Here is a 22,017-nt window from a genome sequence, read left to right as displayed (position 1 = left end):
GTGTTGTTACTTACATTCTACAGGAAAGGTGCTCTTTTTTCTATGTTTTTTATGGATATTATTGGTTAATCAACACGCCTGGCTTTTTATAGTAATAATATACTGAGTTTGGATCAGCTAACGCTTGTTTCACGTTAATTTCTTTATAATTCGGATTCACTTTTAACCAAGGCGTTCCCGTCGTAAATCCTGCATGTTCGCTATCGTCCCACTGCATTGGTGTCCGAGAATTATCGCGGCTTAATAGCTGCAAGCTTTCTAGCACTTCTTTCGGATCGCGACCTTTCGCGACTTCTTCCGCATATTTGTTTTTCATCGCAATGTCGTTATAGTCATCAATTGAGTCAAATTTGACGCCCGTCATGCCGATTTCTTCTCCTTGATAAATGTAAGGCGTTCCAGGCAACGTATGCACGAGCGTAGCGAGCAATTTCGCTGATTCAACACGGAACTGTTTATCGTTTCCGTAGCGCGTCACTTGTCGCGTATGGTCGTGGTTGTTTAAAAATTGTGAGTTCCATCCTTTCCCCCACAACCCTTCATACCAACGTTTTTGAATTTGTTTAAAGCGAATCGGATCCCATGTCGGCATTTCGTCACATACTTCAAAATGGAACAGCGTATGTAGCTCGTTTCGGTCTTCTCCAACATATTTCAACCCTTCTTCTGGCGACACGAAAGCGACTTCACCGACTGTGAAAATATCATAATGCTTTAACACTTTTTCATGCATTTCTTGCAAGTAATCGTGCACGCCTGGGTTGTTTGTTAAATAGCGAATGTCATATGGATTTTCGGCATCAGGAAATCCTTCAGGTTTGGCAAGCAAAGCAATCGCATCTAAACGGAACCCGTCAATGCCTTTATCTAACCAAAAGCGCATCATTTTATAAATTTCTTCACGAACTTCTTTATTTTCCCAATTCAAATCTGGTTGTTCAACTGCAAAGGAATGGAAGTAGTATTGCCCTGTTTTTTCATCGTATTCCCATGCGGACGGTGTAAAGTACGAACGCCAGTTATTTGGCTTGTCACGCCATATGTACCAATCGCGTTTCGGATTGTCTTTTGATGAACGAGACTCAATAAACCAAGGGTGTTGATCGGATGTATGGTTTACGACAAGGTCCATAATTAATTTCATTCCACGTTGATGCACTTCGTGAAGCAGGCGATCAAACGTCTCCATATCCCCTGCTTTATCCATAATGCGATAATAGTCTGAAATGTCGTATCCGTTATCTTTATCTGGTGACTCGTAGCACGGATTGAGCCAAATGACATCGACCCCTAAATCGTGAATGTAATCGAGCTTTTGAATGAGTCCTTCTAAATCGCCGTATCCATCGCCGTTTGAATCAAAAAAGCTTCGCCAATATACTTGGTATACGACAGCTTCTTTCCACCATGTCCGTTTCATTTGTTGTCACTCCTTTGTCCAATTAAAGCGTTTTCAATTTGAAAAGTTGCTATGTATAAGATACCATTGTCTTAAGGGAAAAAGGAAGACGGGAGTGAAAACGTTTTGAACATATTAGTGACACATGTGTTAACAAAAATGGAAGAAGAAATTGCAAAAGCAAAGCATACGTCGTCACCGCAGACGATGCGTGAGCATATGTATGCCGTTCGTGCATTGTGTGACGTTATTTTACAACAGCCGCCAGCGAACACGTCAACGATTGTTGCCACGCAGCCGACAACAAAAGAACGATTAGACATTGACGGCGATGCAAACGGATCATCATTACTTGATTTTTAGGGGGAATGAACATGAAACTATTTACAATTATCGCTTCCATTAGCGCAGCATTATGTGTCGCGCTCGGTGCATTCGGAGCGCATGTGCTCGAAGGGAGAATTCCAGAGCGATATATCGACACGTGGCAAAAGGCGGTTCAATATCAAATGTTCCACACGATCGGTTTGTTTATTGTTGCATTACTTGCGACAAAATGGCCGAACGTGACGCCGGCTGGTTGGTTGATGCTTGTGGGAATCGTTTTATTTTCAGGCAGTTTATATGTACTGAGCTTGACGCAAGTAAAAATACTTGGAGCGATCACGCCGTTTGGTGGCGTATCGTTTATTATCGCTTGGCTACTTTTAGCGTATGTGGCGATGAAACATATGTAAAACGAGGCGTGCTTGACGCCTCGTTTTTAACGTGGAGCATATGTGCTTAATCCACCACCCGATGCAAATGGATATTCATAATTAATTTCTTCATCAAATGTCACATAGTCGAGATAAATCATCGGCAATAAATAGCGCATGCCTGTTTGTGGATCACTTAAAATAAGATGGTCGCGTCCAGCTGCTTCAATGGCGCCGCGGAAAATTTTCGCATTCCATTCACGATTGTTTTCAAACGTCGCATAAACTGTGGCGATTTTACCTTTGTTTAGGCGCAAAATGTTTTCAATGTACGACTCTTCAATCGGGAGCATCCCCGGTAGCGGTTGGCTTGCGGTCGTTGGTGTTTGCATCGCTCCCGTTTGGGGCGTAAACGTTGGTGTAGGCAACCCAAATGGATATGTTGGCATTTGGTACGGATAGTAGTAAGGATATGCATAATAAGGAACTTGTTGTCTTTCTTCACTCATACTAATCCCTCCCTTAAATTAATATACACGTGGACAATCCGAGCGAGTTGGCGCGTAAAAACAATGAGATTTGAAGCGACCGGTATTCCATTGATTAAACCATCGTGCTGGACAAGGACCATCTGGTCGGAAAAACCAAAGCGCATTCGTTGCTGGATGAAATCGCTCACCGCGAATGACACGACGGGCAAGGCGCATGTCTTCTTCGCGGGCACGTTGATAAAAATACCCTTTTTGTACAGCTTCAAATCCCCCAGGACTTTGGAATACCATTTGTCGAATGGTACGCAGTCCAATAAAATCTAGACAGTCTGCGATGACTCGATTAATTCCTACGTTCCCTACCATCAACATGCCGAGTTGACCATCTTCTTCTGCTTCTGCCCGCATGAGACGCGCAAGCAGTTTGACCTCTTCTTCTGTATATGCAACAACAGCCATCCCTTCACCTCGCTTTATGGAAATCGCTATTAACCTATGATGAAACATGCGAAAATGTGAGGAAAGTCGTCATTGTTATATGTATGAGATCCATCATAAAAAAAGACCTCCAAATCGGAGGCCTATACATGTAAAAACGATTGTATTTTTTCCTTTGGCAAGATGTTCCCAACAAAAAACGAGCCAAACTCACCAAATCGTGCGCTTACTTCATCGAAACGCATTTCGTACACAAGCTTTTTAAACTGAAGGACATCGTTTGAAAAGAGAGTGACGCCCCATTCGTAGTCATCAAAGCCGACAGAGCCCGTAATAATTTGTACGACTTTTCCTGCGTATTTTCGTCCTGTCATGCCATGTGCGCGCATTAAATTGCGGCGTTCTTCCATCGGAAGCATGTACCAATTATCATTTCCTTGACGACGCTTGTCCATTGGATAGAAGCATACGTGATTTGTTTTCGGTAAAATCGGATATAAACGGCGGCGCACTTCTGGGTTTTCATACGGATCGCCAGCTTCTGCCGGCAAATAGTTGCTTAGCTCAACGACAGAAACGTATGAATACGCAGGGATGAGATATTCAGCTAACTTTGTTTTGTTGATTGCTGTTTCAATTTCATGAAGTTCTTCCATCGTCGGACGTAAAAGCATAAACATGACGTCCGCTTTTTGCCCCATAATCGTGTAAATGGCGTGACTTCCCTCTTTAGCCGCTTCCGTTGTTTCCCATTTTTCCACTAGCGTTAAAAACTCATGAATTGCTTCTTGGCGCTCTTCGTTTGTGAGCGTCTTCCAAGCCGCCCAATCAACCGTGCGAAAATCATGCAGGCAATACCAACCGTCTAACGTTTGTGCTGCTTCGCTCATATGTCACACTCCTTTTGTATGTACTGTTAAAAATTTTATCATATGTGTTTCGTTTATGACAAACCGCACTATTTCAATCGTTTGTGAATGAGGAAAGCGATGACCATGACTATTCCGCCGACGATCGTGATTGTTGTAAAATGTTGTTCAATAAATGATTTCGCTTGCGCACCTAAGATGAAAATAATAAGACCTTCAGCGAAAAAGCGCGCTCCGCGGCCGATGAACGACCAAAAAAGCAACGTGCGAATGCTTATGTTCGAAATGCCCGAAAAAATCGTAAACACTTTATACGGAATTGGGGTAAATCCTGCGATGACAATCGCCATCGCTCCGTATTGTTGAAAGTATTGTTCTACTTTGTCCATTTTTTCATCAGAAATAAAATAACGTAAAATCGGTCTGCCGAATTTTTTTCCAATGTACCACCCAAGCAGTGCGCCAAAGACGGAGGCGATCGTTGTTAAAAAAGAAAACCATAGCGCCTTTTCCGGCTGAGCGATGCTTAACGGGATTAATAACACATCAGGTGGAATCGGGAAAAAAGAAGATTCAGTAAACGAAACGATGACGAGACCAATGACGCCAAACTCAAGCAACCATTGTTCAAGGTGATGAATCCATTGTGACATACGTAACGCTCCTTTGTATTGTGCATGTTTTTTAACAAATATATCACTTGAAATAAAAAAACAGAATTATTATAAAAAAAAGACTATTTTCGTTTGCGGCGTAATTCATTGCTTTTCGTCTCAATAAGAGTATTCTAATAGATAGACGAATTTTTTTAAACTAAGGAGGAACATTTCGTGAGTGATTTATTTGCAGCCTTAAAACAAAAGGTGGCAGGGAAAAATGTAACGATCGTGTTTCCAGAAGGATTAGATGAACGTATTTTAACAGCTGTCGGACGTCTAGCGACAGAAAATGTATTACAGCCGATTGTCATCGGCGATCAAGAAGCTGTCGTTCAAAAGGCGAAAGAGCTCGGCTTGACGTTGGAAAAAGTAGAAATCGTTGATCCGCGCTCATATGAAGGAATGGATGAAATGGTGGCGGCTTTCATTGAACGCCGAAAAGGGAAAGTCACAGAAGAAGATGCTCGCAACATTTTACTTGATGAAAACTATTTTGGCACAATGCTCGTCTATATGGGAAAAGCGCACGGTCTTGTTAGCGGCGCCGCGCATTCGACGGCAGATACTGTACGTCCCGCGCTACAAATTATTAAGACGAAACCGGGCATTCGTAAAACGTCTGGCGTATTCATCATGGTGCGTGGCGATGAAAAGTACGTGTTTGCAGATTGTGCCATTAACATCGCTCCAGATAGCCAAGATTTAGCAGAAATCGCTGTAGAGAGTGCACAAACAGCGAAAATGTTTGATATTGAGCCGCGTGTAGCGATGCTTAGCTTCTCAACAAAAGGGTCAGCCAAATCGCCAGAGACAGAAAAGGTCATTGAAGCGGTGCGCCTTGCAAAAGAAATGGCGCCAGATTTAACGCTCGATGGCGAGTTTCAATTTGATGCGGCGTTCGTACCTTCAGTTGCGAAAAAGAAAGCGCCTGATTCTGTCATTCAAGGCGATGCCAACGTTTTTATTTTCCCGAGTTTAGAGGCGGGAAATATCGGCTACAAAATTGCCCAACGTCTCGGCAACTTTGAAGCGGTCGGTCCAATTTTACAAGGATTAAATCAACCGGTAAACGACTTATCGCGCGGATGTAATGCCGAAGATGTGTACAAATTATCGCTTATCACAGCAGCGCAGGCGCTAGCGGCGATGGAATAATGAGCGAATTGTTGCGACAACAAACGTGGCGCATTATCGATCATTCGAGTCTCGGCTCATTGTTTGATGCTAAGCAGTCATTTGCATTCGATGATGCGCTTTGCGAATCGGTCGGTAACGGTCATTCACAACCGATTGTTCGCTTATGGGTGCATCATCATACCGTTGTACTCGGTATTCAAGATACGAAATTACCGCATATTGAGAGAGGACTCGCCTACTTACATGAACAAGGGTGGCATACGATCGTTCGCAACTCCGGTGGGTTGGCGGTCGTACTAGATGAAGGGGTTTTAAACGTTTCACTTATTTTTCCTGATACAAAAAAAGGAATTGATATTGATCGAGGATATGAGGCGATGGCGACACTCATTGCGCGTATGTTGCCAGAAGCGTATGTGCAAACAGGGGAAGTTGTCGGTTCGTATTGTCCGGGAAGCTTTGATTTAAGCATTGATGGAAAAAAGTTTGCAGGTATTTCACAGCGGCGCATTCGAGGTGGTGTCGCGGTGCAAGCGTATATATGTGTAAGTGGAAGCGGCGCCGCAAGAGCGGAGTGGATTCGCCAATTTTATGAGCGCTCGCTGGCAGGAAAACAAACGAAGTTCACGTATCCGACGATCGTTCCGCATACGATGGCGTCGCTTAGTGAATTACTCGGCAAAGAAATGACCGTTTCATCACTCATCATCCGCCTATATGAAACGCTTCAATCGTTTGGAAGTACGCTTGCGCCATCATCGCTTACCTCGGAAGAATGGGAGCGATATTACATGTATTTTCAGCGCATGATTGACCGTAATGAGATGATGTTGCCGAAATAAAAAAGCTGTCGCATCGGACAGCTTTTTTATTCAGCAATTTTTTCGAGTTTCTCTAAATTTCCGTTACGATCCATTTTAAAAATAGGCGCTTTAAACTCATCTTCTGAAATCTCGATTTGTCTTGCCCGATTAATGATGCGAGCCATCGTTCCGTAATCTTCGCGCAATTCTTCATTTTCTTTTTGTAGTTTTGTAAATTGTTGTTCTAGTTGTTTATGTTGTTGTTGTAGTTGTTCAAGTTCAAGCTTGAGCTGTTTATTTTCGATTAGTGCCGTTTCTTGCCCGACGTACGATTGCTTTAAGGAATGTAAAAAAGCAATGACATGATCGAGCGTTAAATGATTCGTCTCAACATGTTCATATGCATTTATCTCGACTTGTAACGGTTCCATTCCTAACTCCTCAAGTGAAGGAACAGGTGGTGTATAGAGCGGTCGCTTTCGCAAGGCATGCTTATTTCCGAGTGCTCGTTGTCTTTGTTTCCGAAACTTTTTCGCCATTTGTAATGATTCTTCATATTGTTGGCGGACGACTGCATTCCAGCGAAACCCGCATGCCGCTGACGTACGATTCAACTTATCGCCCACTTCTTCAAACGCATTTAATTGCGTGCTCCCTTCGCGCACATGGCGAAGCACCGTTTCAGCTAGCAATAAATCTTCTTCTTCAGTCCAAGCATCTTGTCGTTTTTTTGTCATGAAGAAAACCCCTTTCGCATTCTTTTACTTTTATAATCACCAAAAAAGGAAAAAGATATACTATTTTTCAAAGGAAATAGGTATGAGTAAAATGTTTGTGGGAGAAAAAAAGACAGGTTCCTGATTTGGTATAATAAGGAACCTGTCAGATATGTAAGCAAAATAGATGAAAAACGGGCTCTCCTCCTGGTAAGGTAGTAAGTGCGAAAAAAAATACAACCAAAGAAAGGAGTGGAGCCCATGCAGGATTATATCACAAACGGCTTGACATTAAAAGAGATCGAACAGTCTTTATTTAGACATATGCAAAAACAATATGGTCATCTCCTTCAACAGGTGTTGGAGGAGATCGACCGCACATTGGCAGAACAGCGGGACAAGAAACGATATGCGCTCAAAGATAAGCGGACGATCCGACTCCAAACGCTATTTGGAGAGGTGGAAGTGAAGCGAAACTACTACTTTGACCGTGAAAAAAAGGTGTATACGTCTTTACTCGATGTCTTTCTCCAGTTCGATGGGGCGCATGGAGTGAGTCCGCTATTAGAGGAGACAGCGATTCATCTCGCCGTGACGGGTTCTTCGTATCGACAGGCTGCGCAGTCGCTTGAAAAGCTGGTGGGGTATGCATGTATGAGTCACGAAACGATTCGCCAGTCCATCATCGAGGCAGAGGTGGAAGGGCACCGTGCGATGGAGAAAAAAGGGCGCGTGTTTTTTATCGAAGCAGACGGGTTGTACGTGAAACGTCAACGAAGCCGCATCAAAGGAAAAGAAGAAAAGATCATCACGATTCACCAAGGATGGGAGAAAAACGGGAAACGCGTATCCTTAGTGAATCGACGGTATATGGTTCATCAAACGAATGAACCGATTTGGGAAGCTGTAGAGAATTTTCTGATGAAGGAATACAGCTATGATCCGTTTGAGGATTGGGTGGTCATCAATGGAGATGGAGCCCCATGGATTACAGCGTGTCGAGAATATTTCGGGGACAGGGGGTACTTTCAGCTTGATCGGTTCCATGTGGCAAGAGAGATTCGTCAATTGTTCCGAGGTCATGCGAGATATCGGGTGATTCGAAAGAAGTTAGCATCATGGGATGAAGAAGGTGTGTTACGAGAACTCACAAGTGCCATCGGTACGTTAGAACATGAGGAGAAGGAAAAGCAACTCGAGGCGCTTGTTCGTCGAATCGAGGAGATGCCAGGATGTTTGCGTGACTATCGCGTATGGTTGAAGGAAAAAGGGATTGACACGACAAACATGAGGGCGATGGGGAGTGCGGAAGGAACGATGCATGTGTTTGCGAAACGAAGTAAAAACGGTCGAAGTTGGAGGGATGCAGGGATTGAAGCGATGTTGCGAGCGATCGTCGCGATAAAAGATACGTTACTCATTCGGACACGCGATGGAGTGATGTATGGCGTGGAAGAACGAGAAGAAACGAAACGAGAAACGATCGTGAAAAAGGCACTGAAGCGCGTGCAAACGCAAATGACAGAAGTGGTACGAGATAACATCCCATACCTTCGCCAATCTTCAGGGACACCGATTTACGAGGCATTGCAAGCATTGAAAGGTTTTTAAAACGAGAGAAAACGCACATACCTACAGGATGAGAGTAAGTAAAAGCGCTTACATATAACGATTTTATAAAACCATATATAACCAAAAAAATCGGTCGAGAAAAAAATCTCCCACAAAGTCTTGACTCAAACAGGAAATAGATGCAGCTTGCATTGTTTGTATATAAGCGTTAGAATACTCGTTAGCGAAAAGGAGTGAGGACGGTATGCAAAATGAATTTCGCGTCTGTGACGATTGCCAAGCAACGAATTTAAAAACGTTGTTGCCAAGGTTAAAAAAGTTGGATCCGAACGCCACGATTGAAATTGGCTGCCAATCATATTGCGGTCCAGGTCGAAAAAAAGTGTTTGCGTTCGTCAACAATCGTCCTGTATCAGCGATGACGGAAGATGAATTAATTGAAAAAATTGCTGCGAAGTTGAAAAAATAAGGTGGCGGTTACCGATCAAGGGGCATTCTATGCGAGAGGAATGCCTTTTTTGTTTGATTTTGGTATATGTCATTGAAGGAAGTCTTTGTTTTTTTCATAGAACGCTCTATAATAAAGCTATGTTATGGACGGAAGAGAGGGAGAGAGATTGTATCCCAACGAAAAGTTAAGCGAAGAGAAAGTGTTTAAAGATCCGGTGCATCGGTATGTGCATGTGCGAGATAAAGTCATTTGGGATTTAATTGGTACAAAAGAATTTCAACGGCTGCGCCGCATTAAACAGCTCGGTACGACGTATTTGACGTTTCATGGCGCGGAGCATAGTCGCTTTAATCATTCGCTTGGCGTTTATGAAATTGTCCGTCGCATCGTTGACGATGTGTTCGCCGGTCGACCGGATTGGGATGAAAACGAGCGCTTGCTTTGTTTATGCGCTGCGCTTTTGCACGATTTAGGACATGGACCGTTTTCACATTCGTTTGAAAAAGTGTTTCATCTTGATCATGAACAATTTACGCGCGCGATTATTTTAGGCGATACGGAAGTAAACGCGGTGCTTCGTCGTGTATCGTTTGATTTTCCGAAAAAAGTGGCGGAAGTGATTGCGAAGACGTATGAAAATAAGCTTGTCGTTAGTCTCATTTCAAGCCAAATTGACGCCGATCGTATGGACTATTTATTGCGCGATGCATACTATACAGGCGTCAGCTACGGGCATTTTGATATGGAACGTATTTTGCGTGTCATGCGCCCACGTGAAGAACAAGTCGTCATTAAACGAAGCGGCATGCATGCGGTAGAAGACTACATTATGAGCCGATATCAAATGTATTGGCAAGTATATTTCCATCCCGTCACGCGTAGCGCCGAAGTCATTTTGACGAAAATTTTGCACCGTGCGAAACATTTATATTTAGCTGGTTATACATTTCAAACACCTCCTGTTCATTTCCAATCTCTTTTTCATGGAAATATGCAACTAGAAGACTACTTGAAACTGGATGAAGCGGTGACATTATATTATTTTCAACAATGGCAAGATGAACGAGATGCGATTTTAAGCGATTTATGCTGTCGATTTATGCATCGTCATTTATTTAAATACGTCGAATTTCAACCGACGAATGAGGAAATGAAAAAGCTAGTGGAATTGACGACGTTGTTTAAAAAAGCAGGCATTGACCCGGATTATTATTTAGTCGTTGATTCTTCATCGGATCTTCCTTACGATTTTTACCGCCCGGGAGAAGAAGAGGAGAGGCTTCCGATTTATTTGTTAATGCCGAATGGGGAGTTGCGTGAATTATCGCGGGAATCAACGATTGTTGATGCGATTTCCGGGAAGCGTCGCACCGATCATAAATTATATTTTCCGCAAGATTTTCTCGATGATTTATCGACGAAACGAAACGTGAAGAAAAAAATTAAACAACTTTTATATGAATAGGAGATGAGGGCGTTGCTTTTCGAGCATGCGAAAATGTTGAAAGCGTTAGCAGCAGTAGGGGAAATTGTCGGTCGAAAAAAACTACAAAAAATGATTTACATTGCGAAAAAGATGAAGTTTCCTTTTTATGAAAAGTTCGATTTTCATTTTTACGGTCCGTATTCGGAAGAATTGACGTTGCGTATGGAAGAGTTATGTAACGTTGGCTTTGTGCAAGAAATGAAAGAAAAAAAAGGCGGTTACTATCAATATCGTTACGTGTTGACGGAAGCGGGCGAGCAGTTTTTGACGCACTATCATTTGGACATGCCTGATTTAGACGTTTGTTTACGCAGTTTAAATGAACAAAGTGCAAGATTTTTAGAGCTAGTTTCGACGATTTTATATTTTGAAGATTTAAGTAAAGATGAAGTGAAAGAAAAAGTATTTACATTAAAAAGCAAGCAGCGATATACGGAAGAAGAAGTGGAAGAAGCGTATCGTTACATCGAGCAGTTGCGTGCACAAGCGTACATAAAAAGCTGACCCCCACAGGTCAGCTTTCGTCGCTTAATCGCTTTCCGCCAATCGCATAATGATTTTTCGACATTTCTTCAATAAAGACGACAATTTTTTCTTTCGGTGCACCTGTCGTTTCCGCAACGGCTTCTGTTACTTTCTCAACGAGCGCTCGTTTCTGTTCTTCTGTGCGTCCTTCAAGCATTTTTACTGTTACATATGGCATCTCCACCGCCCCTTTCCTCTTCATTCGACAATCGTTATTATACCACTCATCGACCGTTATCAGTAGTGCTTTCCCTTGTTTTTCGTGTATAATAATCAAAAAATGAAAAAAGTTTGAAAAGGAGAAGAAACGTGGACCAATTTTTAGCATATCCGCTTCGAGAAATACCGTATGTTGTTTTGGCGCTTGCGATTGCATTTTCAGTCCATGAATTTGCCCATGCCTACGTGGCGTATAAATTTGGCGATCCGACGGCAAAGGAGCAAGGGAGGCTGACGCTGTCGCCGCTCGCCCATTTAGACATTCTCGGAACGTTGCTTATTTTCATTGCCGGATTTGGTTGGGCGCGTCCGGTGCCGGTCAATCGTGGCTATTTCCGTCATCCACGTGTGGCGGGTATTCTCGTTTCTGTCGCTGGCCCGCTCAGCAATTTGTTGCTTGCGGCTATCGGTTTTGCTTTATGGTATGGAATGATTCGCATCGGCATATTTGACTTTATTCCAATATGGTTTCGAGACGGGTTGTATCAGTTTTTTGAAATTTATATCGGATTGAATATTTTACTGTTCGTTTTTAACTTATTGCCGTTTCCTCCGCTTGACGGGTATCGCATCATCGAAGATTTAGCGCCGATGCATATACGTGCCAAAATGACACAATTTGAAAATTATGGAGCGCTCATTTTTTTAATTCTCATTTTCACGCCACTAGATCAATATACGATTCGACCAATTTTCCACGTAGCCATTCCAACGGTTGCTCAATGGCTACAAGACATATTTTCAACGCTCATTTTATGATGAAAGGATGAACGATCGTGGAAGAGAAAAAAAAGCCAATGTTTAACATTATTAAAAAAGAGCCGAAAGTGCACGGAACGTTTGGTACAGGGGTGCTTAGTTTGGCGAACGTTTCTCCTGTCATTATCGATGTTGAAGCAGGCGAAGCGTTTATTGATATGGGAGCGATGCATGCGCGCAGCGTCGTAGAGAAAGGCATTAAGTTCACACCAAATCGTGATGAAGTGCCAAACGGCAAGCCTTATTGGCTCGTCTGGGTAACGATTGATCAGGCGGAAGAAGGGGCGTATTATGCCGGGGTGACGGCATGCGAAATGACGGTCGATCGCGAGGCGCGTCGCGGATATAAATCGCTTCCCGAACATGTGAACCGCATGGACAAATCGTTAAAGCGTCATATTATTGTCGATCATATGGATGCGCGGTCAAAAGAGGTGTTAGCTTCGTTTTTACAACAACATAACCGCGACATGTGGGAACGCTCAAGCGAGGAGTTAAAACGTCAGCTTCAAAATCATGGATAAAATGTGACGGTTTTGTGAACGGAAACCTATGTATACTTGTCGTTGAGTGGGAAAAGGAGTAAACTAAAAGTACAAATGTAACACATGATAAAACTAGGACGCATAAACGCCCAAGCACACGCGCTTGGGCGTTTATGTTTAAAACCAGTCGAACAGTCGCTTAAACCATGAATCTTTTTCCTTTTTCTTCTTTTTCTTTTCCGTTGGATGGTCTTTGCAGTAGTCTGTCGGTTCTGTACCGACGACATAGTAGCTTAATCGTTTTGTCGGACAAGCGGTTGTCGCAAGTTCCCCGCTATGAGGATCGACATATACGCCAATGACGCCTTCTGGCGGTTCGAATGTCGCGACTTTTCTTCCGCGTAAACTATCTTCCATAAAATTGACCCAAATATGTTTGGCGTATTGTTTTTCGTCTGTGCGATCAATCGTTTCATCTCGGTCATATCCCGTCCAGACGGCTGTGACAAGTTGCGGCGTGAAACCGATCATCCAACTATCTGTTTTCGTCGTCCCTGATTTTCCAGCATACGGACGGGTCATGCGCGAAATAATCGATTGTCCCGTCACAGACGCATAATCGTTAAGCGTTGGATCAAACATGCCTGTCATTAAATGTGTCGTGACGAAAGCGAGCGCTGGATCAAGTATTTGTTCATCGTTTGATTGTTGTTCGTATAGCACTTTTCCTTCGAAGTTTGTCACTTTTTTAATAAATACAGGTTCGACCTTTTTTCCTCCGTTGGCGATGATGCTGTAGGCGCGCGCCATATCAATGACTTTAACGGGCGACGTCCCGAGAGCAAGCGACGGCACTTGTTTCAGTTTACTTGTAATGCCGAGTTGTTTCGCAATTGCCACAAGCTTGTCCTGTCCAAGCAACAAATGCGTTTTTACGGCATAGACGTTGTCAGATAAGGCAATCGCTTGGGCGAGTGTAATCGTATCGTTTGCGTAATAGTTGTTAAAGTTGCGCGGTGCATATGTCGAACCGTCTTCAAGTGTAAACGTCGTTGGTTCGCTACGTAACAACGTTGATGGGGTAAACCCATGTTGTAGCGCGACATAATATAAAAACGGCTTGAATGTAGAGCCAGGTTGACGTTCCGCTTGTGTCACGCGATTGAACGGGCTTTTTTCATAGTCGCGTCCTCCGACAAGCGCTTTGACTTCTCCTGTCTTTGGCTCCATCGCAACAAGCGCCACTTGAATGTTAGACTGCGAATGAATCGTTTCTTTTATTTTTGCTTCTGCGATTGCTTGCATGTCGATATCGAGCGTTGTATACACACGCAATCCGCCCATTTCAATCGTTTCTTCATCAAATCCGAGTTTTGTTTTTAACATTTGTTTGACCGCATCTTGAAAATACGGGGCGATCGTTTTTGTTTTCATATGCTCGCCGTTTGAAAAATGAAGCGGTTCATTTGCTGCTTTTTCGGCTTCTTTCTCGGATAAAAATTTTGCCTCGACCATCGAATGTAAGACAATGCGTTGCCGTTTTTTTGCTCGTTCCATATCGACAAGCGGTGAATAGTAGCTCGGGCCTTTCGGAATGCCTGCGAGCATCGCTGCTTCCGCTACGGTTAAATCGCGGGCCGATTTTCCGAAATAAAAGTTGGCGGCTGCCTCAATGCCGTATACACCATGTCCGTAATAAATGGTGTTTAAATATCCTTCTAAAATGTCGTTTTTTTCGTAGTTTGCTTCCAGTTGAATCGTATACAGTGCTTCTTGTATTTTTCGCCACCATGTTTTCTCATAGCTTAAAAATAAGTTGCGTGCATATTGTTGTGTAATGGTGCTTGCTCCTTGCACTTTCGCCATTGCTTTAATATCTGCGATGATTGCTCCAGCAATTCGTTTAACATCGAACCCGTAATGGTCGAAAAATTTTCGGTCCTCTACCGCGATCGTTGCATCAATGGCGTGTTGAGACATATCGGATAGTTTTATCCAATATCTTTTTCCTCCGTAATGATTTTCACCAATTTTCGTTCCGTCTTCTGCATAAAAAATTGTGGATTGCGGAACGGCTAAAGGGGGAGGGCCTTTCCATTTCGCAAATATAATAAGTCCGGCGATCGTGAGTGTGCATAACAAGCTAGCAACAAAAGCGAACAAAAGAAAGAGTCGCATATATTTAAACGTTCGTTTCCATCGTTCGATGGCAATCGTCTCCATAGCCATCACCTCATTTTTTACGTTTACAATTTAGTATAAAAACATTTTTATTTTTTTAAACGTTTTCTAGCAATTTTTACTTGAAATTTTGCTAGATTGCTCTATACTTTTTCATGTTTAGCATTTTATTTTTTGGGCATGATAAGCGGTGCATTATTGACGAAAGGGTGTTCAATATGGAACTTTGGTTTACTGAAAAACAGACGGACAACTTTGGGATTACAGCACGAATTAAACGCACTTTACATACAGAACAAACGGAATTCCAAAAGCTCGATATGGTCGAAACAGAAGAATTCGGGAACATGCTTATTTTAGACGGCATGGTGATGACAACGCAAAAAGATGAGTTCGTCTATCATGAAATGGTGGCGCACGTTCCGTTATTTACGCATCCAAATCCAGAAAACGTTCTTGTTGTTGGTGGCGGAGACGGCGGTGTCATTCGTGAAGTGTTAAAGCATCCGAGCGTGAAAAAAGCGACGCTTGTTGAAATTGACGGCAAAGTGATCGAGTATTCGAAAAAATATTTGCCAGAAATCGCCGGTCAATTGGACGACCCACGCGTTGAAGTGAAAGTAGATGACGGCTTTATGCATATTGCGCAAAGTGAAAATAAATATGACGTCATTATGGTTGACTCGACAGAACCTGTTGGCCCAGCGGTGAATTTATTTACAAAAGGGTTTTATGCAGGCATTGCGAAAGCGTTAAAAGAAGACGGCATTTTTGTCGCGCAAACAGACAATCCATGGTTTAAAGCGGACTTAATTCGCACCGTTCAACGTGATGTGCGCGAAATTTTCCCGATTACGCGTTTATATATCGCAAACATTCCGACGTACCCAAGCGGTATGTGGACGTTCACCCTCGGTTCGAAAAAGTATGATCCGCTTGAAGTAAGCGATGACCGTTTCCATGACATCGAAACGAAATATTACACAAAACAGCTTCATAAAGCATGCTTCGTATTGCCGAAATTTGTTGAAGACTTAGTGAAGTAAGGAGAGAAAACGATGCGATTCGATGAAGCGTATTCTGGCAACGTATTTATTAAGAGCCACCCAAATTTTGAAGAAAGCCAGGCGGTTATTTATGGAATGCCAATGGACTGGACAGTGAGCTATCGCCCAGGTTCTCGCTTCGGTCCAGCGCGCATTCGCGAAGTGTCGATCGGGCTTGAAGAATATAGTCCATATTTAGACCGCGAGCTTGATGAAGTGAAATATTTTGATGCGGGTGATATTCCTTTACCGTTCGGTAACGCTCAGCGCAGTTTAGACATGATTGAACAGTTTGTCGATCGTATATTGGAAGCTGGAAAGTTTCCGCTCGGTCTTGGTGGCGAGCATTTAGTGTCTTGGCCAGTTATGAAAGCGGTATATAAGAAATATCCAGACTTAGCAATTATTCATATGGATGCGCACACAGATTTACGCGAACATTACGAGGGTGAACCGTTGTCGCACTCGACGCCAATTCGTAAAATTGCTGAGCTCATCGGACCGAAAAATGTATATTCTTTCGGTATCCGTTCTGGAATGAAAGAAGAATTTGAGTGGGCAAAAGAAAACGGGATGTATATTGCGAAATTTGACGTACTTGAGCCGTTAAAAGAAGTGCTTCCGACGCTTGCAGGCCGCCCGGTATATGTGACAATCGACATTGACGTATTAGATCCAGCGCATGCGCCGGGAACAGGAACTGTTGATGCAGGAGGCATTACGTCAAAAGAGCTATTAGCTGCCATTCACGCCATCGCTCGTTCAGATGTGCGCGTTGTCGGAGCAGATTTAGTTGAAGTTGCGCCTGTATATGATCACTCTGAACAAACAGCCAACACAGCAAGCAAACTCGTGCGCGAAATGCTTCTCGGTTGGGTGAAATAAAGATCAATCCCTGTCGGTGAGACAGGGATTTTTCAATGGGGAAGGAAAGTATAAAATTTTACGATAAGGAGGCTCACTGTCTAGCTCCAATTCCCACCAGTGTCGTGTGTTTTGTCCTCTTTTTTGGTTGTAACATATTCACTGTAGGAAACAAGGGCAATACTTTTTTATCTTTAGGTAGTTTTGTTTATCGTTTATTATGATGAATAATAAAGTTGACGAGTGAACTCCTTTTTATGTCTTTATTAATCTTAGAGTAATTTTCTACAAACAAAACAAGTACACGATATAAATAGTAACCGATCCAAATACCGAATGTATTCATTAAAATGTCATTAATATCTACAATTCGTTCGGAATATGATGTTAGAATAAATTGAATTAGCTGTAACCCTTCAATGACAAGAGGAACAAGTAAACTCCAAAGGATCTTTTCTTTGGAGTTTACTTTTTTTATAAAAGGAAATATGATCCCAAAAGGAACGGTCATAAAAATATTCAGTATATAATTGATAGGTGAGCGATGTAGGTTAATAAAAGGTACCACATTTATTATTTCATCTATGTTTTGCTTAAAGGAATTGCCAAGAAACAAGGTGATAGGGAATTGTGTATATTTAATTAATAAACATATATAAAGAAAGAAAGATGATAAAAAAAAGAATCGTATACGTTCTTTTCTGAACTTTATCCATATAAACATAACACCCATGGCAAAAAAAATAACAAAAAGCGGTCCTTCGAAATATATTCTCATAAAATACCACCTTAAAAGAAATGGTTTTAATAAAAGGTTTAGAGAGTTTCTATGGTGTAGATAATTTGCCGCTACCGACTATTTTCCACCCATTATTGCTTTTTACTATAACTAAATACTGTAGTTGAGCAATTTTCGTTACAATAATTACCATTTAAAAAGAGACAAACAGGGTACCCCTTATGCCACGTGGAGCTGTTTTTTCACGGTATCAATGGGAATATTTTGTTTCGCTGCACGGTAAATGAACTCCACGAGGCTATGTCCTTTTCTCTTGCGCAGGAGATCGAGCCCATCCGAAAAATCACTGTTCGACTCGAACATGCTGTACATATACGCAAGTTGCACCAAGATCCAATACCGTTTCACCGCCCGACGCCCGCGAACGCGGTATCCATCGAGTTTCAGCTGGTCTTTCGCTTGACGGAAAAAACATTCGATCGACCAACGTGCAGCATAGTAGCGCAAGATCTCTTCATCGCTTAGCTCGCGATCGGTGCTCAAGACGCAATGAAGATGTTTCGGCGTCATCGGCTGATCGGCTTTCCATGCGAGCAGCACCACGGCATCCTTGAGACCGTTCAGAGCGCCTTCGTAGCGATACACCCGATAACGCTCTTTTCCCACCGTGACGAGGCGGGTATCCCGTGGCTCCATAGATTTGGCAAATTCTTTTGCTTGAATGGCCGTCCCTTTTGGATAGAGAATCCGATTCGTCTTCAGCATCGCGATGACGTGGAACCCTTTTTTTAAGCAGGCTCCCACGAGGGTTTTCGATGGATACCAAGAGTCCATGAGCACATAAACGGGTCGACTCACATCCAACGAAGAAAGCATCTCGATCGCGAGTTCCCCTTTGCTTTTCCCCACCGTCTTGTCGTAGAGGCGAAAGGCAAAAGGAAACGCTTGGGTCATCGTATGAACCATGAGCCAAACGAGAGAATGTCCCCAGATCGACTTTTTCTCTGCGTGACAATAGTGCCAATCACACCCTTGAATGGCGTGTGTTGCCCGTGACGAGGGCTTCGTTTTTTGGCAAATCGTATCATCGATCGAAACAAAAATGGGTTGATTCTCTCGTTTCGAGCTGCGTTCGACACGATGAAGCACCCACTGCTGGAGTTTGCGAAGCAGCGTCTCTTCCTCCCATGGGCTTTTCGTGAAAAAATGGCTCAGTGTCGTGCGATGGTTCGGATGAAAACTCCCGTGATGTAGATCGGTCAGTGTTCCCGAAAAGCCCTTTGTAATCATCGCATCCACGATATGAACGAGATGCTTCATCACAGGTTTCGAGAAATAAAGCGCCAACCCTAACGTTATGAAAAACTTGTGGATTCCTTGATGATGTGCTAATCTATTCATGAGACATGAACCTCCTTGTGGATAGTTGTGGCACATCTATTTTAACCAAGGAATCGGGTTCATGTCTCCTTTTTTGTTTGGTTGTAAATTTATGTTAGCGAATTTGCTCATCTACAGTAAATAGTATTTTGAAGAATCAGAATCTAATTTTGATGGAAAAGATTCTTTTATTTTTGACACATTACTTTTATCATTGTTTTTTGATACATAATGATTCACACACCCGTAGCTAGTATCAAACCCTGTTTTTTCTCTGTAAAGACAATAAGTTACTGTTTCTCCTGGCGGGGTGATGCCATCAGCCCAGTTTTCTTTGCTGCCGTTGTAAAAAGCGTGACCATCTATTGTAGCTGTTCCTTTGTTTAAAGTGTGATATATTCCGTTAGCCTTTCCATCAACTATATAAACAGCATTATAAGAGTACGAAGAGGATATTGCCGATACAATGATGGGAGTTAGCATCACAATCGATATGAGTAACATCATAGATATTGTAAAAATTCTTGGTTTCATCATTCGCCCTCCTAAAATTTCTTTCATTTTCCTGCTTCATTATTATAAACTTTTTTTCTATACATGTATATCCGTATATTCCACAATTTTTTCATTTTAAATATTTGTATATGTTTTATCGAAAATGGGCAATTGTCATTTTCTTACATTTGGTAAAAATAAAGGCTCTTTACCGAAAGTTGTACTTGACTATTTCAGGACACCTCTTCCCTATACTTATAAGGAAAAATAAGTAAAAATATTTTTGGACACGAAGGCTCAAAAAATCCCTCTCTTTTCAAGTGTATGTTGTGGTGATGAAACAAAATAAAGTGAAACTTGTCAGTTTTGCACATAGAAAAGTACAGATAAAACGTTTGGGAAAGAGAAAATGCGCAACGAACTTTGGATCATTGGCGAGCTATTGCATGTATGCGCCTCTTTTTCTATACTTATCTACAGTCATAACAACAGCAAGGATGTGGGGAAGGTGAACGGAACGCCTATACAGCTCAAGCACGTAACAGAAATTCGGGACGGGGCACGAAAAGAAATTGTTGTCATTGAGGCAAATGGTTTATACTACTTAAAAGGAGACGCAACGTATGTAACGTTTGAAGAGATGTATGAAGGGGAGACGATCAAAAACGTCGTGAAAATTGCCAATGATGAAGTCGTCGTTCTCCGTTCCGGTGCGATCTCGATGCGCCATACGTTTCGCAAGCAGTCGGAAACGATCGGTACGTACGAAAGCCCGATGGCGCGCTGGGAAATGAAAACAAAAACAGAACAAGTATTGTATCAGTACAACGAGAAAGCGAAAAAAGGGAAGCTGTTTTTTTCTTACATACTTCACTTATCTGGTAAACATGTCGGCCGTCATGCTGTGACGATGTCGTTTAAGGAGGCAAAAAAATGAACATTGTTGAACAAATGAAACAAAAATTGAAGGAAGAAATAAAAGAAGCAGTCATTCGCTCAGGAGTCGCGACGGAAGAAGACGTGACGAACGTCATTTTAGAGACGCCGAAAGATAAAGCGCACGGCGACTATTCAACAAACGTCGCGATGCAACTCGCGCGCGTTGCAAAAAAGGCACCACGTATGATTGCGGAAGACATTGTCCGCCACTTTCATGGTGAAGCGGTATTCGTTGAAAAAGTAGACATTGCTGGACCAGGGTTTATTAATTTTTACATGGACAATCGCTATTTAACAGAACTCGTGCCAACCATTTTACAAGCAGGGGACGCATACGGCGAAACAAACGTCGGCAACGGTCAAAAAGTGCAAGTTGAGTTCGTCTCCGCAAACCCGACAGGTAGTTTGCATTTAGGTCACGCACGTGGAGCAGCGGTTGGTGATTCGTTATGCAACATTTTGAAAAAAGCAGGTTTTGACGTCACGCGAGAATATTACATTAACGATGCCGGCAACCAAATTGCTAACTTAGCCAAGTCGGTCGAAGCGCGTTATTTTCAAGCGCTTGGCATTGATAAAGATATGCCAGAAGACGGCTACTTCGGTGAAGATATTATTGAACTAGGGAAAAAATTAGCAGAAGAACATGGTGACAAGTTTGTCGCGCTAGATGAACAAGAGCGACTTCAACAGTTTCGCGAGTACGGATTAGCTTTTGAAATGGATAAAATTAAAAAAGATTTAGCGGACTTCCGCGTCACGTTTGACGTATGGTATTCGGAAACGTCTCTTTACCATAATGGAAAAATCGAGAAGGCGCTTGAGACATTGCGCGAAAAAGGACATATTTACGAACAAGACGGCGCGACATGGTTCCGTTCGACGACATTCGGTGACGACAAAGACCGCGTGCTCATCAAACAAGATGGCACGTACACATATTTATTGCCGGACATTGCATACCATCAAGATAAACTTGAGCGCGGATTTGAAAAAATTATTAACATTTGGGGAGCCGATCATCACGGTTACATTCCGCGCATGAAGGCGGCGATCGCTGCGCTCGGATACGACCCTGATGTATTAGAAGTTGAAATTATTCAGCTTGTCAGCTTGTATCAAAACGGTGAAAAAGTGCGCATGAGTAAGCGGACAGGAAAGGCGGTTACGTTGCGCGACTTAATGGAGGAAGTCGGACTAGACGCCACGCGCTATTTCTTTGCGATGCGCTCGTCGGATACGCATTTAGATTTTGATATGGACTTAGCGGTGTCGCAATCGAATGAAAACCCTGTGTACTATGCGCAATATGCTCATGCGCGCGTATGCAGCATGCTTCGCCAAGGAGAAGAGCAAGGGTTATCATATGACGGCGACTTATCGTTCACGTATGAATTGGCAGAAAAAGAAATTGACTTGTTGAAAAAGGTAGGAGAGTTTCCGTCCGCGGTTGCGGAGGCGGCGGTGAAACGTTCACCACATCGCATGACGAACTACATTTTCGAGCTCGCTTCCGCGCTGCATAGCTTTTACAATGCGGAAAAAGTGCTTGATGCAACGAATGTTGAAAAAAGCCGCGCTCGCCTAGCGCTTATGAAAGCTGTACAAATTACATTGAAAAATGCGTTAGCGCTTGTTGGTGTACATGCACCGGAAAAAATGTAAT

The 22,017-nt window shown here is 42.7% G+C and carries 24 protein-coding genes and 1 pseudogene; 14 read left to right on the top strand and 11 right to left on the bottom strand.

All coding sequences use genetic code 11. The features are described from left to right. Nucleotides 1–82: 82 nt before the first annotated feature. Nucleotides 83–1,420: pseudogene (locus NST18_RS14565) on the bottom strand (alpha-glucosidase); the annotation flags it as partial. Between the two features lie 105 nt (nt 1,421–1,525). Here NST18_RS14565 and NST18_RS14560 point away from each other — a divergent pair. Together NST18_RS14560 and NST18_RS14555 are read left to right on the top strand one after the other, a co-directional pair. Next, nucleotides 1,526–1,762: a YwdI family protein gene (locus NST18_RS14560; protein ID WP_004893132.1), complete on the top strand. Its 237-nt coding sequence runs from the start codon at nt 1,526–1,528 to the stop codon at nt 1,760–1,762. Between the two features lie 11 nt (nt 1,763–1,773). Continuing rightward, nucleotides 1,774–2,136, top strand: coding sequence for a DUF423 domain-containing protein (locus NST18_RS14555; RefSeq protein ID WP_004893131.1), 363 nt, complete (start codon nt 1,774–1,776; stop codon nt 2,134–2,136). Between the two features lie 26 nt (nt 2,137–2,162). Here the strand turns inward: NST18_RS14555 and gerQ are convergent, their stop codons facing one another. The 4 genes from gerQ to NST18_RS14535 form a co-directional block, all read right to left on the bottom strand. Continuing rightward, entirely contained in the window at nt 2,163–2,606 is a 444-nt protein-coding gene (gene gerQ, locus NST18_RS14550) for a spore coat protein GerQ (protein WP_004893130.1), read from the bottom strand. Between the two features lie 18 nt (nt 2,607–2,624). Beyond that, nucleotides 2,625–3,047 (bottom strand): cell wall hydrolase, encoded by a 423-nt coding sequence (locus tag NST18_RS14545; RefSeq protein WP_004893128.1) that lies wholly within the window; start codon nt 3,045–3,047, stop codon nt 2,625–2,627. 122 nt (nt 3,048–3,169) lie between these two features. Next, entirely contained in the window at nt 3,170–3,916 is a 747-nt protein-coding gene (gene hemQ, locus NST18_RS14540; protein WP_004893127.1) for a hydrogen peroxide-dependent heme synthase, read from the bottom strand. Nucleotides 3,917–3,984: 68 nt separating this feature from the next. After that, on the bottom strand, nt 3,985–4,548 hold the full coding sequence (locus tag NST18_RS14535) for a YqaA family protein (RefSeq protein WP_064213862.1): 564 nt from the start codon (nt 4,546–4,548) through the stop codon (nt 3,985–3,987). 177 nt (nt 4,549–4,725) lie between these two features. Between NST18_RS14535 and pta the strand changes: the two genes are divergently transcribed. Then, nucleotides 4,726–5,709 (top strand): phosphate acetyltransferase, encoded by a 984-nt coding sequence (pta, locus tag NST18_RS14530; protein ID WP_004893126.1) that lies wholly within the window; start codon nt 4,726–4,728, stop codon nt 5,707–5,709. Continuing rightward, nucleotides 5,709–6,533, top strand: coding sequence for a lipoate--protein ligase family protein (locus NST18_RS14525; protein ID WP_004893125.1), 825 nt, complete (start codon nt 5,709–5,711; stop codon nt 6,531–6,533). Before pta ends, NST18_RS14525 begins: the two co-directional genes overlap by 1 nt. 26 nt (nt 6,534–6,559) lie before the next feature. Here the strand turns inward: NST18_RS14525 and NST18_RS14520 are convergent, their stop codons facing one another. Then, nucleotides 6,560–7,231 (bottom strand): RsfA family transcriptional regulator, encoded by a 672-nt coding sequence (locus tag NST18_RS14520; RefSeq protein ID WP_004893124.1) that lies wholly within the window; start codon nt 7,229–7,231, stop codon nt 6,560–6,562. A gap of 240 nt (nt 7,232–7,471) precedes the next feature. Between NST18_RS14520 and NST18_RS14515 the strand changes: the two genes are divergently transcribed. From NST18_RS14515 to NST18_RS14500, 4 genes are all read left to right on the top strand, one after another. Further along, complete coding sequence (locus NST18_RS14515) at nt 7,472–8,821, top strand: ISLre2 family transposase (RefSeq protein ID WP_088223306.1); 1,350 nt, start codon at nt 7,472–7,474, stop codon at nt 8,819–8,821. A gap of 205 nt (nt 8,822–9,026) precedes the next feature. Beyond that, nucleotides 9,027–9,251: a DUF1450 domain-containing protein gene (locus tag NST18_RS14510; RefSeq protein ID WP_003397078.1), complete on the top strand. Its 225-nt coding sequence runs from the start codon at nt 9,027–9,029 to the stop codon at nt 9,249–9,251. A 124-nt stretch (nt 9,252–9,375) separates the two neighbouring features. Beyond that, nucleotides 9,376–10,698 (top strand): HD domain-containing protein, encoded by a 1,323-nt coding sequence (locus NST18_RS14505; protein WP_035019026.1) that lies wholly within the window; start codon nt 9,376–9,378, stop codon nt 10,696–10,698. A 12-nt stretch (nt 10,699–10,710) separates the two neighbouring features. After that, on the top strand, nt 10,711–11,223 hold the full coding sequence (locus NST18_RS14500) for a YwgA family protein (RefSeq protein WP_004893122.1): 513 nt from the start codon (nt 10,711–10,713) through the stop codon (nt 11,221–11,223). A 10-nt stretch (nt 11,224–11,233) separates the two neighbouring features. Here NST18_RS14500 and NST18_RS14495 read toward each other — a convergent pair whose 3' ends face one another. Continuing rightward, complete coding sequence (locus tag NST18_RS14495; RefSeq protein WP_003397075.1) at nt 11,234–11,422, bottom strand: 2-hydroxymuconate tautomerase; 189 nt, start codon at nt 11,420–11,422, stop codon at nt 11,234–11,236. Between the two features lie 131 nt (nt 11,423–11,553). Here NST18_RS14495 and NST18_RS14490 point away from each other — a divergent pair, with 131 nt between their 5' ends. Together NST18_RS14490 and NST18_RS14485 are read left to right on the top strand one after the other, a co-directional pair. Then, the gene (locus NST18_RS14490) at nt 11,554–12,222 is read left to right on the top strand and encodes a site-2 protease family protein (RefSeq protein ID WP_004893121.1); all 669 of its coding nucleotides are present in this window, start codon (nt 11,554–11,556) and stop codon (nt 12,220–12,222) included. A 17-nt stretch (nt 12,223–12,239) separates the two neighbouring features. Then, complete coding sequence (locus NST18_RS14485) at nt 12,240–12,746, top strand: YwhD family protein (protein WP_004893119.1); 507 nt, start codon at nt 12,240–12,242, stop codon at nt 12,744–12,746. A gap of 138 nt (nt 12,747–12,884) precedes the next feature. Here the strand turns inward: NST18_RS14485 and NST18_RS14480 are convergent, their stop codons facing one another. After that, the gene (locus NST18_RS14480) at nt 12,885–14,930 is read right to left on the bottom strand and encodes a transglycosylase domain-containing protein (protein WP_004893118.1); all 2,046 of its coding nucleotides are present in this window, start codon (nt 14,928–14,930) and stop codon (nt 12,885–12,887) included. 176 nt (nt 14,931–15,106) lie between these two features. Here NST18_RS14480 and speE point away from each other — a divergent pair, with 176 nt between their 5' ends. Continuing rightward, complete coding sequence (speE, locus tag NST18_RS14475) at nt 15,107–15,934, top strand: polyamine aminopropyltransferase (protein ID WP_004893116.1); 828 nt, start codon at nt 15,107–15,109, stop codon at nt 15,932–15,934. A gap of 12 nt (nt 15,935–15,946) precedes the next feature. Continuing rightward, the gene (gene speB / locus NST18_RS14470; protein ID WP_035049330.1) at nt 15,947–16,819 is read left to right on the top strand and encodes an agmatinase; all 873 of its coding nucleotides are present in this window, start codon (nt 15,947–15,949) and stop codon (nt 16,817–16,819) included. Between the two features lie 187 nt (nt 16,820–17,006). On the opposite strand, the gene NST18_RS14465 is transcribed toward speB, so the two are convergent. The 3 genes from NST18_RS14465 to NST18_RS14455 all read right to left on the bottom strand — a co-directional run bounded on the left by NST18_RS14465 (nt 17,007) and on the right by NST18_RS14455 (nt 19,451). Continuing rightward, nucleotides 17,007–17,522 carry a VanZ family protein gene (locus NST18_RS14465; RefSeq protein ID WP_230456263.1) on the bottom strand — a complete coding sequence of 172 codons (516 nt, stop codon included), beginning with the start codon at nt 17,520–17,522 and terminating at the stop codon, nt 17,007–17,009. A 234-nt stretch (nt 17,523–17,756) separates the two neighbouring features. Beyond that, on the bottom strand, nt 17,757–18,938 hold the full coding sequence (locus NST18_RS14460; RefSeq protein ID WP_340721596.1) for an IS701 family transposase: 1,182 nt from the start codon (nt 18,936–18,938) through the stop codon (nt 17,757–17,759). Nucleotides 18,939–19,049: 111 nt separating this feature from the next. After that, nucleotides 19,050–19,451 carry a hypothetical protein gene (locus tag NST18_RS14455; RefSeq protein ID WP_004893110.1) on the bottom strand — a complete coding sequence of 134 codons (402 nt, stop codon included), beginning with the start codon at nt 19,449–19,451 and terminating at the stop codon, nt 19,050–19,052. A gap of 469 nt (nt 19,452–19,920) precedes the next feature. Between NST18_RS14455 and NST18_RS14450 the strand changes: the two genes are divergently transcribed. Continuing rightward, on the top strand, nt 19,921–20,349 hold the full coding sequence (locus NST18_RS14450; protein ID WP_413432201.1) for a DUF1934 domain-containing protein: 429 nt from the start codon (nt 19,921–19,923) through the stop codon (nt 20,347–20,349). Then, the gene (gene argS / locus NST18_RS14445) at nt 20,346–22,016 is read left to right on the top strand and encodes an arginine--tRNA ligase (protein WP_004893107.1); all 1,671 of its coding nucleotides are present in this window, start codon (nt 20,346–20,348) and stop codon (nt 22,014–22,016) included. Before NST18_RS14450 ends, argS begins: the two co-directional genes overlap by 4 nt. Nucleotide 22,017 lies beyond the last annotated feature (1 nt).

The sequence above is a fragment of the Anoxybacillus sp. FSL W8-0104 genome (genome assembly GCF_038004465.1).
GTDB lineage: Bacteria > Bacillota > Bacilli > Bacillales > Anoxybacillaceae > Anoxybacillus > Anoxybacillus flavithermus_G.
This window is presented reverse-complemented; position numbering and strand designations above follow the sequence as displayed.